Source organism: Shewanella sp. SM20 (genome assembly GCF_025654545.1).
Classification (GTDB): domain Bacteria; phylum Pseudomonadota; class Gammaproteobacteria; order Enterobacterales; family Shewanellaceae; genus Shewanella; species Shewanella oncorhynchi.
Map to the genome: position 1 here is coordinate 23,040 of NZ_JAKKRK010000052.1, position 14,239 is coordinate 37,278.

The window sequence follows — 14,239 nt, forward strand, 5'->3', positions numbered from 1 at the left end:
AGTTTCCTTATTTAGCTGCAGCCACTTCACGAAGACGTGCGAGCAGCTGTTCATCAAATTGTGGGGATAGCTTGGCATCGACCGCCAAATACCACCAGTTTTCTTGTGCAAAATCGCGACATTTAACCGCATCTTTTTCTGTCATCAACAGTGGCAAGCCTTGGGCTAAATCACCTAACTGGATTTTATCGTAGGCCTGATGGTCATCAAAACCATGGCAGAAGGCCAGTTGATAGCCTTGTGCGCGCAACGATTCAAAGAAACGCGCTGGATTACCTATGCCCGCCATCGCAACGAGCGGCAGAGACTTATCGAAAGTATATTCACCAGACGTCGCATCACATTTAACAGGCTTCACTGCCGTAGGTGTCAGTTGCATTTCGAACTGCCCTTTTGCCGCTGGGCCACCATTACTGACAATAAAATCCACGGTATCGAGACGCCACGCACCTTCACGCAATGGACCTGCTGGCAATAGCAAGCCATTGCCTAAACCGCGCTGACCATCAATTACCACCAGCTCAATATCGCGTGCCAGAGCATAATGCTGTAGGCCATCGTCACAGATGATGACATCGACACCAAACTCAGCAATAAGCGCATTAGCCGCATCGACCCGTTTAGCACCAACCACCATAGGCACTTGAGTACGCGCCACTATCATGGCAGGTTCATCACCCACCTCTGCCGCACTTGCACCTAAGCAAACCGATTTAACGCCTTGAATATCAACACCATAACCACGACTGATCACACCGGGGTGAAATCCATGTTGGCGCAGCAATTCAATCAGATAAATCACAGTTGGCGTCTTACCGCTGCCACCGACGGTAATATTACCGACGACGATGACAGGTACAGGCATTGCAGTTTGTGATTTCATTCCGAGGTGAAACAAAGCGCGGCGCACATAAGTGATAACCGCGAATAAGCCAGATAAAGGTAACAAGAGCCATCGCAGTGGATGGCCCTGATACCAAATTTTATTTACTAAGGCCTGCATCTAACTACCAAATTGCATTTGGTATAATTTGGCGTACATGCCATCTAATTCCAATAGTGATTGGTGCGTCCCGCGCTCGACGATACGCCCCTGATCCACCACTAAAATCTGATCGGCACTCTCGATGGTCGACAACCTGTGGGCAATCACTACAGATGTGCGGTTTTGTCTGAGGTTATCTAACCCTTTTTGAATGGCTTTTTCTGACTCAGTATCCAGTGCAGAGGTCGCTTCATCGAGGATCAACACAGGCGCATCACGCAACATAGCGCGCGCAATCGCAATCCGCTGTCTTTGACCACCGGACAATAACACGCCATTCTCACCCACTTGGGTATCAAGGCCCTGGGGCAGTTGATCAATAAACTCCATCGCATAGGCCAAGGTCGCAGCTTCAATGATCTGCTCACGAGTGGCTTCACCTGGGTAGGCGTAAGCGATGTTATTGGCTATCGTGTCATTGAACAAGGTCACCTGTTGCGATACCAGTGCCACTTGATTGCGCAGCGATTTTAGCGAGTAATCGTAGATGCTGACGTCATCAAGCAGAATATCGCCGGATTCAAGGCCGGTATAAAAACGGGTCACTAAACTCGCAATAGTCGACTTACCTGAGCCAGAACGTCCAACTAAGGCTAAGGTTTGCCCAGGTTTGACTTCAAAATCGACATTCTCAAGTGCACGACGATCTTGGCTGTCATAGGTAAAACACACATTATCAAAACGTAAATGCCCCTTAGCACGCTCGACAGTATAAGTTCCCGTATCGGACTCTGGCAGCGTATCCAGTAATTCAAACACTGTGGTACAAGCCGCAATACCCCGTTGAAATTCGGCATTCACTCGGGTTAAGTTTTTGATTGGCTGTAACATGGCCATCATGGCACCAAGAATCGTCGCGAAGGTACCCGCGGTAAGATCGGCTTTCATGCTGTCTAAGCTTGCCGCATAAAGTACAAAGGCTAAGGCGAATGAGCCAATAATCATGATCAAAGGCTGACTAATGGCTTGTGCCACAGCTAACTTCATATTTTGATGGCGGTTTTGATCGTTTACTTTAGCAAAACGGGTTGCTTCTGTTTCCTGTCCACCAAAGGCCAATACGTTTTTATGGCCTTTAATCATTTGCTCCGTAGTCGCACTCACCCCGCCCATGGCTGTTTGAATTTGCTTAGAGACCTTGCGGAAACGACGACTAACCACCGCAATGACCATGCCCATGATAGGACCAATCACAAGAATACAGAGGGATAGCTTCCAAGAGTTATAGAACATCAGCACCAGCATACCAAACACAGTCACACTATCGCGGACTATGGAAATCAAAGCACTTCCCGATGCTCTGGCGATTTGCTCAGTATCGAAGGTGACTTTTGAAATCAAGTTACCGGTATTTTCCTTATCCATATAACTGACAGGCAGGCTCAGATAATGCTCAAACACTTGCTGACGCATGTCCATGATCAAACGTGCACTCATATATGAAATGCCGTAAGTCGAAACAAAGTTAGCAAAGCCACGTAGGGAAAACATAACGATAACCACAAGCGGCGCCATCATAAGCACGTCGTTGTTTGCGTGGAAACCTTCACTGGTTGGCAATGCTATGCCGTTGGTCACCGCAGCAGGTGCGCCGCCGGAGAAACCCTTATCAATAAAGGGGCCGATGAAAGCGATAAAGGCGGCATCGACGAGACCATAAATAATTAATCCCGCAACTGAAAGCATAAACATGCCTTTCATCTGTTTTATATAGCCCAGTAATCGTTTGAAAACTGTCCACATTTCGTCTTTAGGAGATGTTGTCATTGATAACACTAAATTATGGCAAAGTAGGCATTCTACTCTGGATTAATCAAGTCACCAAATCTAAACAGAGAGTTGTACCAAAATGGCGCTAAATCACCACGATAGGTCTTAACCTCTCGCTCAGACTGCTGAAAAATCACACTAATCTGCCCCTCTATACCTGTAGTTAGGCCCATAATCTCCCGTTGCTGATACCGTTCAACCACTGTGGATTTTGGAAACCCCCAGCGATTAGCAAAACCAGCAGGAAACAAGACTAACTTGGGTGCAACAGCATCAATAAAGGCTTCAGTTGACGAGGTTTTACTGCCGTGGTGGGGCGCAACAAGCACTTCACTTTGTAACTCATACTCACCACTTAAGGTACGACTTAATAGCGAGGTTTCGATTTGCTTTTCGATATCCCCCGTAAGCAGTAGACTCTGCCTGTCATCATCAATGCGTATAACACAGGAACCATTATTACCCGCTAACGCTTGAGGCGGGGAAAGCAAATTCAAGCTCAGCCCTTGCCATTGAATCTGCCTTGGGCGGCAATCTTGGCCGCTAAAGCCTGCCACGTCTGTGATCACTAAAGCCTTAGGGTAAGCCTCAATCAAAACAGGGGCACCACCTGCATGATCGTTATCGCTATGGCTGATAACAATATAATCAATCTCTTGAATGCCTTTGGCTTTTAGGAAAGGCAATATCACCCGCTCCGCATAACTGAAGTCATCACCAAAGGCGGCACCGGTGTCGTAAACCAGCCCTCTACCATTCTTTTCAATAACCACAGCTAAACCTTGGCCCACATCCAGTAAATGCATAGCCCATCGATTATTTTGAACGGGTGACCACAGCGTAATACAGAAAAGCAAAGCGGGAATAAACAGTAAACTCAGCAGGCTTAACCAAGAAGTATAATTTTTATTTTTAGGCACATAGCGCCATAACACACCACCGATGAGTGCGGATAACCCCAAGGCTAATATCGTATCTGAAAGCGCTAACCAATGGGCTGGCAATTGCTGGCTTATGTCTAGCAACTGCGAATAGGGTGATAAACTCCAATCACTTAGGCGAAGCAGTCCCAACCAAGAGAACCCAAACGCTGTACCAACCCACCAGCATATAAATCCCGCCATAGCGAATGGGATAACAACAAAACTAAACCATGGCACAGCTAGGATATTCATCCATAAGCTGTGTAAACTCACACCACCAAAGAGTGCTCCTTGCAGTAATCCAAGCCCAAGGCTCAAGCGCCACTGGATGGCCCAAAATTGCAAAAGCCCCGCGCCTACACGCGTCCTTCGAGTCGACACAGCCGTAAACTCTTTGGGCTGGATGACTAAGGTATATAAAATCACCCCTAAAGCACAAAACGACAGCCAAAATCCCGCACTTAAACAAGCAAGCGGGTCGAGTAACAATACGACAAACAATGCAAACAGCAAGCGCTCCCACGCAGTAGAAAATCGCTTTAATAAACTCAGTAGCATTAACAGTAAAATCATCACGAGTGCACGCTGAGTCGACACACCAAAGCCTGCAAGATAGGCATAAAATGCTGCGCCTATACCTGCCGCGACTAACGCAAAAGTCATATTTCGTCGACTCTGATGTGACACAAAACGACTCAATCCAAACAAAAGGCAAGCGTATACCCATGCCGCGACAACGGAGAGGTGCAAACCGGAAATCGCCACTAAATGGCCAGTGCCAGTCTGCCTTAGTGCTTGCCAACGAGCTTGTGAGATCAAATGCTTATCCCCCAAAAGCAAAGCGAGTAAAATGTCACCTTGAGGTAAAGAGGCTAATTCAGGTGTCAATGCGCTTATGAGGTCATTACGCAATGAAGGCGAAACCGCAAGTAACTGCGCCTCAATCACTCGTCCTTTACCGACAACATGTTGACTGATTAATTGTTTTTGTTCGTTGTAGCCGCCTTGATTTAGCACGCTAGTAATGCTCTTAGGTGTCAACGTAAACAGCCAAACCTGACCCACATCGACTTCTGGCGGATCTTTCCACGTGAGTCGCAATTTTGCGTTTGGCCCTAAGATTAAATTTGGTTTAATGAGCGATATATCCAAACTTAGCCAGTCGCTGTTTCGACTAACTAGTGATATGATTTCGCCCCTTACCTGTATAGGTTGTTGTAACACTGGCAAATCCTGCCTAGATAATCCTAAGCAAAAACCAGTTAGCCATGCTACCGCAAAGAGCCCACCTGCACAGACAGGGATTTTTCGGTGTAAGATTAACGCCCCAACAACAAGGTAGGGTATGTAACTGACTGGCGGCAGCGAAGGCCATAACATCGCTGATAACAAGATGGCACTAAAGCCAAACATGAATCGATTCATAGTGAATTAAGTTAAGACAGCAATTTCAGCATATGCCAAAAAAATTAATTAAAAGATTTATGCCTAAGCCTGAAACCTTGCGTGAGCATAAACACTTACGCATGTTCGGACGCTTGTTACATAATCCCAATCTATGGGCACTTAATCGAAAATCCGCCCCAGGCGCATTTGCCGTAGGGTTATTTGTCGCTTGGATCCCCATGCCATTTCAGATGGTTGTTGCAGCGGCTTTTGCCATTCTATTTAATGTTAATATTCCCGTTTCAGTTGCATTAGTATGGATAACCAATCCCTTAACTATGCCAGTGATGTTTTATGGGGCGTATTTGCTCGGAGCTAAAATACTCGGCCATGCTCCGCAAGATTTTGCCTTCGAAGCAAGTTGGCAATGGATTGAAGCATCGCTTGCGACTATAGGTCCGGCATTCTTACTCGGGTGTCTCGTGCTAGGAGTGGTTTTTTCCGCTGTCGGTTATTTGCTGATTAATAATCTGTGGAAATATTCAATTATGTTTAAGTGGCAGAAACGCAAGAATAAATAATCTTTTATATTCAAACCGCTTATGTTGGTACAACGATTGAGTCGAGGTAACAGCATAAGCGGATTAACACATTCGCTCTCGCTTCCCTTTTGTTCATCATGTGAATCACCTTCTACAATACAACCACGTTAACTCCACTTTGCGCCGAATTTAAGATCGTACATATCTGTGAATTAAATCACACAGCGGCACCTAGCTTTTCCCTAAAAACAGATTTTTGCTGTTACTATTTATAAAAACATCAAGTAGGGAATATCCATGCCTTTTTATCATCAATATGGTTCTAAAAGCCTCAAAGCCGTTGAACACTTAGTCCTATTTATTATTGCCATTGCCACCATAGTCGCAATAGGCCAAGAAATTGTGCATATCATCTCTGTACGTATGGTCGCACTGGCCGATTTACTCTTGTTATTTATTTTCTTAGAAGTGTTAGCCATGGTGGCTAACTACTATGAATCCGGTAAGTTACCAGTACGTATGCCGCTTTATATTGCGATTGTCGCCTTGGCCCGTTACCTAATCTTAGATATGAAGAGCATGGAAGACTGGCGTATCGCAGCAATATCATTATCGACGCTAATTTTAGCGGCAACCGTGATTGTGATTCGTTGGGGCCAATTAAAAATGCCTTATCCAAAAAATCAAGAATACGACAATTAATCAAATACCTGAGTTGGTGCTATTGAAACCTAAATCAATGGCACCTGCTGTTCTCGTTTTAAAACTATTATCAAAGACCTAGCTTTCACATTGGTATTCTGCCAAAAAGCAATTATGCTAGTTTTACTGAGATCAATAATTTACGGGGCAATTGAGTTATGGGTGACCATACTACTGGTTTTGAAGAAAAACGCACATCACTGCGAGTCGACATGGAAGCAGAGCGCGTGGTCTTGAATTGGATCGACACTCAAGGCATGAAGCAAACTGATGAAGGTGTGTGTATCGACTTAGCAAGACGCGGCATTTTATTCGATTATAAAAATCCGTTTGCACTCGGGGAACTCATCGAAGTGACCTTTAATCCCAATTCAACCCAACAAAATACCGTTAAAGGACAAGTCTGCCGTTGCGCGAGATGCCATGACCAAAGCTACCATATTGCTATGCAACTGCTTTAATTTAACTTAAATTTCGCAGCTTTAATGGCTCTGTTCTACACTCAATGAATTGAACAATTCATTAAGGGGCGTCAGTATGATCTTGCTGGTAGGTGGTGAAAAAGGTGGTAGCGGAAAAAGTTGTCTCGCTCAAAATCTTGCCGTTTATATTAAGCAAAAATTTCAGGCAAACGTCCTCATGGTCGATTGTGATCCCCAACGCACGACTTCAGATTGGATCCAAGCAAGAAATAATGATCCAAGCCTCCCAAGCATTAATTGCATCCAACTTTACGGCAAGATTCGTAATGATTTACTCAGCCTCAATGAGCGTTTTGACTACGTAATTGTAGATTGTGGTGGCCAAGATAACTTAGCCATGCGCGCAGCTATGTCGGTAGCGACTTATGTTGTGATCCCCCTCAGACCTAAAAGACGCGATCTCAAAACATTACCCCACATGGAAGACATGCTAAGTACTTGTAAGATGCTGAATCCTAAAATGATCGCGACTATAGTGCTCACCCAATGCCCAGCGCTTCCCACACAGTTTAAACGCATTTTAGAAGCCAAAGATGTGGTGCAATCCTTTGGACTAAGGGTGCTAAATTCAGTTACATTTTGCCGAAATATTTATGATGACAGTGAAGAAAGAGGCTCTTCAGTCGTCGAAATAGAACCCGATGGGAAAGCAGCCGATGAGATCCGCGCCATAGCGGATGAGTTATTCGCAATGCCACCAGAAAATAGCTATGAGCTTAACTGATCTTAAACGTAAGAAACCTAAGCAAATCACCAAGCCGGTTTCTGTCGATGATTTCATTGAAGATGCCAATAACTACGCCTTAGGTAAGGCGAGTTTATTAGCTGCGCCCACCACACATACCATAGTTAAGGGCTTAGATAAAAAATCGACTAAGATTTATCGCCACGCGACCTTTACCCTCACTGAAAACAGCATTTCTCAGCTTGATGCCCTATCGAAATCCACCAATATTGCAAAATCTCGATTACTGCGTATTTTGATCAATGAATTTACCCAACTCACACCCGCACAGCAGGAGCAAATTGCAAATAAGCGCCATGATGAAGCCTAAGCTTCAACAAAATAATTACACATCTAAGTGACTGAAAACTAACCAGCGAAATAAAATGAGTACGCAATGGTCACTGTGTATTATACCAATCACATTAAATAGTTAGTCAGTTCAGAGCCTCACGGGCATCTCAATCCAAGGCGCATTGACGCAGAAATGGTCATTCCCTTTTAAGTAATGTAACACCGGAGTGGAATGCCTGTGGCTCCCGAAGGGCGGCTGATGTTAATGGCATCGCGCTTTATACTGCGTTTAAGGCTTTTGACAGGGCACCACTATGCCTTCAAGCCTTTGCCTTGTCTAAAGCGCTTTGATCTCCCGCTGAATGAACAGATATTTAATACGATGGGTATTAATGCTCACAATTTCGCCCAGCTACAAGTTGAATACCTTGGGACGTTTCGTAAAACTTACCTTTACCTATGAGTAACTCAATTAATGCTTCGGCACTCAAATCAGTTGCACTACAAGTATGGTATCGAGCCGCCGAGCCAAACTTTTGCTCCATCATGGAAATTAATTCAGGCTTTATAATAGCGGCCCCTTGAGCTACCATCAGCGCCATAACATCATGACCGTGAACAGAATTGGACATATGTCCTCCTAAAGATGCAATATTATTGTTCTTTATATCCTAACGGTTAAATTCGAACCCTGATCTCGCGCACAAACTTTCAAATGGGGACGACTGCGCCGACATCTGTGACGATAATGTGAGCCATTATGTCTTTGATCCTATTACTGACCCAACAGATGTCGCTGTACTTAGTGATCGTTTACTTAGTCAGTAAAACGCCACTGTTTAAACTGTTTGCCGAAACGTCTCCTCGTCTGCCACATAAGATTTTTATGTATCTGATTTTTTCGAGTTTCTGCATCATGGCCACTTATTTTGGTGAGCAAACCTCGGGAGCGATTGCCAACACTCGTGCTATGGGCGCAGTTTTAGGCGGATTATTAGGAGGACCGGTTACTGGTTTTCTGGTGGGGCTGACTGGTGGGCTACACCGCTACAGTATGGGCGGCTTTACTGATATAGCCTGCGCCATCTCCACCACCTTAGAAGGCTTATCCGCAGGGATGATAAGCTTCTACTTAAGACGCGCAGATAAAAGTGAGCTCATCTACAATCCATTACTCGTTTGCCTAGTGACTTTTTATGCTGAAATGATGCAAATGAGCATCATACTTTTGGTCGCACGCCCCTTCGATGATGCATGGGAATTGGTACGTCAAATCGCGCCGCCCATGTTGTTAGTGAACTCCGTGGGAGCGGCACTCTTTATGAGCATGATCCGTGACCAAAAAACCATGTTTGATAAACTCTCATCGAGCTTTTCGACTAAGGCATTAAAAATTGCCGAACGCAGTGTCGGATTACTATCCAAAGGATTTAACGAAGAAAGTAGTAGTCATGTCGCCCAAATCGTCATCGAAGAAACCAATGTGGGTGCAGTGGCCATCACGGACAGGGAAAAACTGTTAGCCTTTATTGGCATAGGCGCCGATCACCATCTCCCAGGTACACCGATTTCGTCCAAAATCACCTTAGAAGCCATCAATCAAAATAAGGTCATGTTCGCCGATGGCGTTGAAACGCCCTATGCATGCTCTATTTCTTCTCATTGCCGTCTAGGGTCAAGTCTAGTGATCCCGCTGCGCAGTGATACCGAAGTCATTGGCACGATTAAACTCTATGAGCCTAAGAATAAACTTTTTTTGAATATCAACCGTACTTTAGGTGAAGGTATTGCCCGCCTGTTATCGAACCAAATTCTTTATGGGCGTTTTGAGCAACAGCAAAATCTACTGACTCAAGCCGAACTTAAATTACTGCAGGCTCAAGTCAATCCGCACTTTTTATTTAATGCACTGAATACCATTAGCGCGATTATCAAACGTGATCCTGATATGTCTAAGCAGCTACTGCAGCAGTTATCGCAATTTTTACGGATCAATTTAAAGCGAACGACAGGCTTAGTGACGCTTGGGGATGAGCTAGATCACATAGCGTCCTATCTCACCATTGAAAAAGCGCGTTTTATTGATAAATTACAAGTCAGTATCGCGATACCTGAATCACTCTACCACTGTAAAGTCCCCGCCTTTACCCTGCAGCCAATTATTGAGAATGCCGTAAAGCACGGCACTTCGCACATGATTGAACAAGGGCAGATTAAAGTGACAGGCAAGCTCGAAAATGATGTGTTGGAGCTAGAAGTCACAGACAATGCTGGGTTGTATCAGCCCATTGAGGGATCAGAAGGCCTAGGGATGAACTTAGTGCATAAGCGAATTCAAAATATTTTTGGCGAACAATACGGCGTGACAGTGGAGTGCGAGCCCGATCAATTGACTCGTGTCACCATAAGATTGCCCATAGAAAGCCCTGAAACATCAAATATGGATAACCGCACGTGATCACTTGTTTAATTGTCGATGATGAGCTGTTTGCTCGTGAAGAATTAGCTGACCTTTTGGGGCAAGAACACGACATCCAAATCGTCGGTCAATGCGCCAATGCTATTGAGGCATTACAGAGCATAACCAAAGAAAAACCTCAGTTAATCTTTCTTGATATCCAAATGCCACGCATTTCGGGCATGGAACTTATTGCAATGCTCGACCCCGATGACATGCCGAAAATCGTGTTTGTCACCGCCTACGACGAGTTTGCCGTCAAAGCCTTCGACAATCATGCCTTCGATTATTTACTCAAACCCATAGATGCCGACAGACTCAGTAAAACCCTCACTCGCGTGCGTAAAAATCTAACGCCTCAGGCTATGGACTCCATTACCCCAAAGAGTCTTGAACATATTCCCTGCTACAGCGGCAATAAACTCAAAGTCATTGCAATCCAAGATGTGGAATATGTGTTCAGTGACTTAAGCGGCATCCATGTGGCCAGCACGAAAGGCAAAGTCCATACCCAGTTGACCTTGAAAGTGTTCGAAGAAAAAACCCCACTGGTGCGCTGCCATCGGCAGTATTTGATTTCACCTAAGGCGATTGCTGAAATTGAGCTGTTAGATACAGGGGCTGAAGTCACCACTCATTTAGGCGATAAAGTACCCGTATCACGCCGCTATCTTAAAAGCCTTAAACAGCTATTTGGCTTTCAATAAACACAATCCAAAAGTCATCTTAGCGACGTATTTTTAGCCATAAGATGGCCAACAGCACTCACCGTTAACATAAAATGGTAACCACTTAAGCTCGCCTATTGCCGCTCACACTGCATTTTCGACCACTCATTGAGATTACAAAGTTTTATATCAACAACTTGTTTACACTCGCCAGAACTCAAATGGGGAGATAACAAAAATGATGTGGTTCCTACTCTGTGTCGGTCTACTGATCGGCGGCTACTTTATCTACGGCGCCTTTGTCGAGAAAGTCTTCGGCATTAACGCTAATCGTCAAACACCCGCTTTCAGTCAAACTGATGGCGTCGACTTTGTGCCTATGTCTAAAGGCAAAGTCTATCTAATTCAATTATTAAACATTGCAGGCGTAGGCCCAATCTTTGGTCCTATCTTAGGTGCACTCTATGGTCCTGCAGCCATGTTATGGATTGTGGTTGGCTGTATCTTTGCAGGTGCAGTACATGACTACTTCTCCGGTATGTTGTCAGTGCGCAATGGCGGTCAATCCGTGCCAAACCTTGCGGGTAAGTATTTAGGTAAGAGCGCCAAACACTTCATGAACGTGTTTGCTATTGTGCTGTTACTGCTCGTCGGTGTGGTCTTTATCTCTGCGCCTGCTGGCTTACTTGGCAAGCTTACTGGTTGGGATGTCAGTATCTTCGTTGGTATAATCTTCGTCTATTACCTGATTGCAACTGTGGTACCTGTCGATAAAATTATCGGTCGTCTGTACCCCTTCTTTGGCGCTTTATTGTTCTTCATGTCGTTTGGTTTAGCTTTCGCAATTATGCTATCAAGCGAGCACACCTTACTGCCTAACGTACAAGCGGGCGATTTCTTCCAAAACTTAAATCCGAACGACATGCCACTTTGGCCTGCCCTATTCATCACTATTGCCTGTGGCGCGGTATCGGGTTTCCATGCTACTCAATCACCGTTAATGGCCCGCTGCGTTGAAAATGAGACTAATGGTCGCTTCGTCTTCTTTGGTGCCATGATTGGCGAAGGCATTATCGCATTGCTTTGGTGTGCCATCGCGTTGTCTTACTTTGGCGGAGTAGAAGGGTTAAGTGCGGGCATGTCAGGTAACCCTGCCAACGTCGTCTATGAGGCATCTACTGGTCTGTTAGGCGCTATTGGTGGCTTTATGGCTATCCTAGGAGTGATTATTCTGCCGATTACCTCAGGCGATACGGCTTTTCGTTCAGCGCGTTTGATTCTGGCTGAGTTTTTCAATATGCCACAAATCTCACTACCAAAGCGCTTAGTGTTAGCTCTCCCACTGTTTGTTATCGGCGGCATATTGACCCAAGTGGACTTTGGTGTGATTTGGCGCTACTTCGGTGTAGCAAACCAAGCCACTGCAGTATTAATGCTGTGGACGGCTTCGGCTTACCTGCTACGACATAACAAACTACATTGGATTGCGACAATTCCAGCGATGTTTATGACCACTGTGGTTATCACCTTCCTACTGAACTCGTCAACCTTAGGCGCAGGTTTACCTATGACGGTATCAACCATAGCGGGCATAGTCACAACCTTAGTGATTACAGCACTCTTGATTGTGAAAACCAAAGGTAAAGGCGAAATTGATTTACCGGTTGAAACTGAGCTTAAAGAGCCAGTCAAAGACTAGTCAAACAGTCCAAATGACCAACCTAAAACAGGCGCTTTATTGCGCCTGTTTTGATCATACTGCTCCACCAATAACAGCTATCACAGGTTTAAGCTAGCAAGGTATTCAAGCTTGACTCGATACCATTCCACACTGTATCAGGCATACAAAACTGCTATACTCCCGCCATAGCACACTGCAACATGCATAATATGAATCAATCGAATAACCCGCTCCACGGCATTAAACTGGAAACGATCATCACTTATTTAGTCGAGAAATACGGCTGGGAAGAATTAGGTGAAAGAATTAATATCCGCTGTTTTACCCACGATCCCAGCATCAAATCCAGTTTACGTTTTTTGAGAAAAACAGAGTGGGCGCGGGATAAAGTCGAATATCTTTATTTAAGAGCCAATAAATTACCCTTGCCGCCACCCAAAGCAGACTCTAGTCAAGCGACTAAGAAGCCTGCGGCAAAAATTGCGACGAAGAAAACCAATCAAACTCCCCCTGACAAGTCAGCTAAAAGCGATAAACCTAACACAGATGACAAAGTAAATAGCCATATTTGGGGTAACAGTTAATCTTCGCCCTCTGCAGCCATAAAACGTGAACAGCCCTAAATAAGGGCTGTATTGTTAGAATGAATCAATAACTCATCGATTTTTCACTAACCCACACCTTTAATTTAATTGTGACTAATAGCGTTTACTAAGAGGCTGTGAGCCATGAAGAAGCACTCTTTTTGGCCGAGCGACAAAAAGTGACTTCAGTTTTCAAATTGATGGCCGATAAAAGTGTAGCATCATCCAAATTTGCATGAATGGAGTGTTGAATGAACATTAATGGAATAAATAGTAACGCAACTGGCTCAGGTTTCACCACCGTATCGGGCGCATATATCGCAGCGACACCAGCCGCAACAAAAACACCAACAGCGAATAGTGAGTCCGCTGGCTCACAAGATACCCAAGACACAGTCTCCATTTCTAATGCGGGCCGCGAGGCTTTATCCAACGACTTTGGGGCCCCTTTGAGAGAAAAAGCATTAGCTAAAAAAAATGAAGCTGAAGTAACTCCAAAAGAAGAACCTAAGACATTAATTGATGAACAAATAGACAAAATAAAAGAAAAAATAAAAGAATTACAAGAAATATTATCCAAGCTCAAGGGAGATGACTCAGAAGCTGCAGATCAGCAACGTAAAATGCTGCAAGAACAAATAATGTTACTTAGTGGCCAAATCGCCACCTTGTTGGATAAAAAGATGCAAGATAGTAAAAAGTCAGATTAACTGAAACAGTATTCTACTAAACTAACCTGAGATCGGTTTAACAAGCCATAACTGTAATAGCATTAAACTCTGCGTTAGTGAGGTTCAGTTGTGGCTTATTGTCTTTCAATTGATAGGCGATGAGTCCGGCAATCATATTTAGCATAAAACCATGCACGCTGCGGTGTCTAGAGTGTTCTATTTGAGAGATATTTTTTAACTGGTCGTTGATGGTTTCTATGATGAAACGTCTCGACAGCATCGCTCTATCCCACAACAACATTGCCTTCG

Annotated in this window: 16 protein-coding genes; 11 read left to right on the forward strand and 5 right to left on the reverse strand. The window is 44.6% G+C overall.

The window, feature by feature from the left end:
• Positions 1 to 7: 7 nt before the first annotated feature.
• From lpxK to L5M18_RS18620, 3 genes are read right to left on the reverse strand one after another with little or no spacing between them, the layout of a single operon-like run.
• Positions 8 to 1,003 (reverse strand): tetraacyldisaccharide 4'-kinase, encoded by a 996-nt coding sequence (gene lpxK / locus L5M18_RS18610; RefSeq protein ID WP_263198179.1) that lies wholly within the window; start codon positions 1,001 to 1,003, stop codon positions 8 to 10.
• Entirely contained in the window at positions 1,004 to 2,812 is a 1,809-nt protein-coding gene (msbA, locus tag L5M18_RS18615; protein ID WP_105252892.1) for a lipid A export permease/ATP-binding protein MsbA, read from the reverse strand. It lies immediately after the preceding gene.
• A gap of 32 nt (positions 2,813 to 2,844) precedes the next feature.
• Entirely contained in the window at positions 2,845 to 5,163 is a 2,319-nt protein-coding gene (locus L5M18_RS18620) for a DNA internalization-related competence protein ComEC/Rec2 (RefSeq protein ID WP_263198180.1), read from the reverse strand.
• Between the two features lie 32 nt (positions 5,164 to 5,195).
• Here L5M18_RS18620 and L5M18_RS18625 point away from each other — a divergent pair, with 32 nt between their 5' ends.
• The 6 genes from L5M18_RS18625 (at position 5,196) to L5M18_RS18650 (ending at position 8,331) form a co-directional block, all read left to right on the forward strand.
• Positions 5,196 to 5,705: a DUF2062 domain-containing protein gene (locus L5M18_RS18625; RefSeq protein WP_028760402.1), complete on the forward strand. Its 510-nt coding sequence runs from the start codon at positions 5,196 to 5,198 to the stop codon at positions 5,703 to 5,705.
• A gap of 258 nt (positions 5,706 to 5,963) precedes the next feature.
• Positions 5,964 to 6,368: a phosphate-starvation-inducible protein PsiE gene (locus L5M18_RS18630; RefSeq protein WP_263166792.1), complete on the forward strand. Its 405-nt coding sequence runs from the start codon at positions 5,964 to 5,966 to the stop codon at positions 6,366 to 6,368.
• Between the two features lie 158 nt (positions 6,369 to 6,526).
• Positions 6,527 to 6,829: a PilZ domain-containing protein gene (locus L5M18_RS18635; RefSeq protein ID WP_105252894.1), complete on the forward strand. Its 303-nt coding sequence runs from the start codon at positions 6,527 to 6,529 to the stop codon at positions 6,827 to 6,829.
• Between the two features lie 76 nt (positions 6,830 to 6,905).
• Positions 6,906 to 7,574, forward strand: coding sequence for an AAA family ATPase (locus L5M18_RS18640; protein WP_263198181.1), 669 nt, complete (start codon positions 6,906 to 6,908; stop codon positions 7,572 to 7,574).
• On the forward strand, positions 7,561 to 7,905 hold the full coding sequence (locus L5M18_RS18645) for a replication protein RepA (RefSeq protein WP_263198182.1): 345 nt from the start codon (positions 7,561 to 7,563) through the stop codon (positions 7,903 to 7,905). Before L5M18_RS18640 ends, L5M18_RS18645 begins: the two co-directional genes overlap by 14 nt.
• Positions 7,906 to 8,133: 228 nt before the next feature.
• A complete protein-coding gene (locus L5M18_RS18650) occupies positions 8,134 to 8,331 on the forward strand; it encodes a hypothetical protein (RefSeq protein WP_263198185.1) in 198 nt (65 codons plus the stop codon).
• Here the strand turns inward: L5M18_RS18650 and L5M18_RS18655 are convergent.
• On the reverse strand, positions 8,258 to 8,500 hold the full coding sequence (locus L5M18_RS18655) for a YecH family metal-binding protein (RefSeq protein WP_219252147.1): 243 nt from the start codon (positions 8,498 to 8,500) through the stop codon (positions 8,258 to 8,260). The two genes, L5M18_RS18650 and L5M18_RS18655, sit on opposite strands and share 74 nt — an antisense overlap.
• Positions 8,501 to 8,628: 128 nt before the next feature.
• On the opposite strand from L5M18_RS18655, the gene L5M18_RS18660 reads away from it, so the two are divergent.
• The 5 genes from L5M18_RS18660 (at position 8,629) to L5M18_RS18680 (ending at position 13,969) form a co-directional block, all read left to right on the forward strand.
• Positions 8,629 to 10,326 carry a sensor histidine kinase gene (locus L5M18_RS18660; protein ID WP_028760408.1) on the forward strand — a complete coding sequence of 566 codons (1,698 nt, stop codon included), beginning with the start codon at positions 8,629 to 8,631 and terminating at the stop codon, positions 10,324 to 10,326.
• On the forward strand, positions 10,323 to 11,033 hold the full coding sequence (btsR, locus tag L5M18_RS18665; protein ID WP_028760409.1) for a two-component system response regulator BtsR: 711 nt from the start codon (positions 10,323 to 10,325) through the stop codon (positions 11,031 to 11,033). The genes L5M18_RS18660 and btsR overlap by 4 nt, the downstream gene beginning before the upstream one ends.
• 199 nt (positions 11,034 to 11,232) lie before the next feature.
• Positions 11,233 to 12,693 carry a carbon starvation protein A gene (locus L5M18_RS18670; RefSeq protein WP_219252841.1) on the forward strand — a complete coding sequence of 487 codons (1,461 nt, stop codon included), beginning with the start codon at positions 11,233 to 11,235 and terminating at the stop codon, positions 12,691 to 12,693.
• Between the two features lie 182 nt (positions 12,694 to 12,875).
• The gene (locus L5M18_RS18675) at positions 12,876 to 13,259 is read left to right on the forward strand and encodes a VF530 family protein (protein WP_263198184.1); all 384 of its coding nucleotides are present in this window, start codon (positions 12,876 to 12,878) and stop codon (positions 13,257 to 13,259) included.
• Positions 13,260 to 13,510: 251 nt separating this feature from the next.
• The gene (locus tag L5M18_RS18680) at positions 13,511 to 13,969 is read left to right on the forward strand and encodes a FlxA-like family protein (RefSeq protein WP_113938817.1); all 459 of its coding nucleotides are present in this window, start codon (positions 13,511 to 13,513) and stop codon (positions 13,967 to 13,969) included.
• A gap of 37 nt (positions 13,970 to 14,006) precedes the next feature.
• Here L5M18_RS18680 and L5M18_RS18685 read toward each other — a convergent pair.
• Positions 14,007 to 14,239, reverse strand: a 233-nt coding sequence (locus L5M18_RS18685; protein ID WP_263197872.1) for a transposase, incomplete at its 5' end; no start/stop codon positions are given.

Coding starts and splice junctions, on each gene's coding strand:
- L5M18_RS18670 (WP_219252841.1), top strand. CDS start 11,233: ATGATGTGGTTCCTACTCTGTGTCGGTCTACTGATCGGCGGCTACTTT.
- msbA (WP_105252892.1), bottom strand. CDS start 2,812: ATGACAACATCTCCTAAAGACGAAATGTGGACAGTTTTCAAACGATTA.
- L5M18_RS18645 (WP_263198182.1), top strand. CDS start 7,561: ATGAGCTTAACTGATCTTAAACGTAAGAAACCTAAGCAAATCACCAAG.
- L5M18_RS18625 (WP_028760402.1), top strand. CDS start 5,196: ATGCCAAAAAAATTAATTAAAAGATTTATGCCTAAGCCTGAAACCTTG.
- L5M18_RS18680 (WP_113938817.1), top strand. CDS start 13,511: ATGAACATTAATGGAATAAATAGTAACGCAACTGGCTCAGGTTTCACC.
- lpxK (WP_263198179.1), bottom strand. CDS start 1,003: ATGCAGGCCTTAGTAAATAAAATTTGGTATCAGGGCCATCCACTGCGA.
- L5M18_RS18635 (WP_105252894.1), top strand. CDS start 6,527: ATGGGTGACCATACTACTGGTTTTGAAGAAAAACGCACATCACTGCGA.
- L5M18_RS18630 (WP_263166792.1), top strand. CDS start 5,964: ATGCCTTTTTATCATCAATATGGTTCTAAAAGCCTCAAAGCCGTTGAA.
- L5M18_RS18675 (WP_263198184.1), top strand. CDS start 12,876: ATGCATAATATGAATCAATCGAATAACCCGCTCCACGGCATTAAACTG.
- L5M18_RS18620 (WP_263198180.1), bottom strand. CDS start 5,163: ATGAATCGATTCATGTTTGGCTTTAGTGCCATCTTGTTATCAGCGATG.
- L5M18_RS18640 (WP_263198181.1), top strand. CDS start 6,906: ATGATCTTGCTGGTAGGTGGTGAAAAAGGTGGTAGCGGAAAAAGTTGT.
- L5M18_RS18660 (WP_028760408.1), top strand. CDS start 8,629: ATGTCTTTGATCCTATTACTGACCCAACAGATGTCGCTGTACTTAGTG.
- L5M18_RS18655 (WP_219252147.1), bottom strand. CDS start 8,500: ATGTCCAATTCTGTTCACGGTCATGATGTTATGGCGCTGATGGTAGCT.
- L5M18_RS18650 (WP_263198185.1), top strand. CDS start 8,134: ATGGCATCGCGCTTTATACTGCGTTTAAGGCTTTTGACAGGGCACCAC.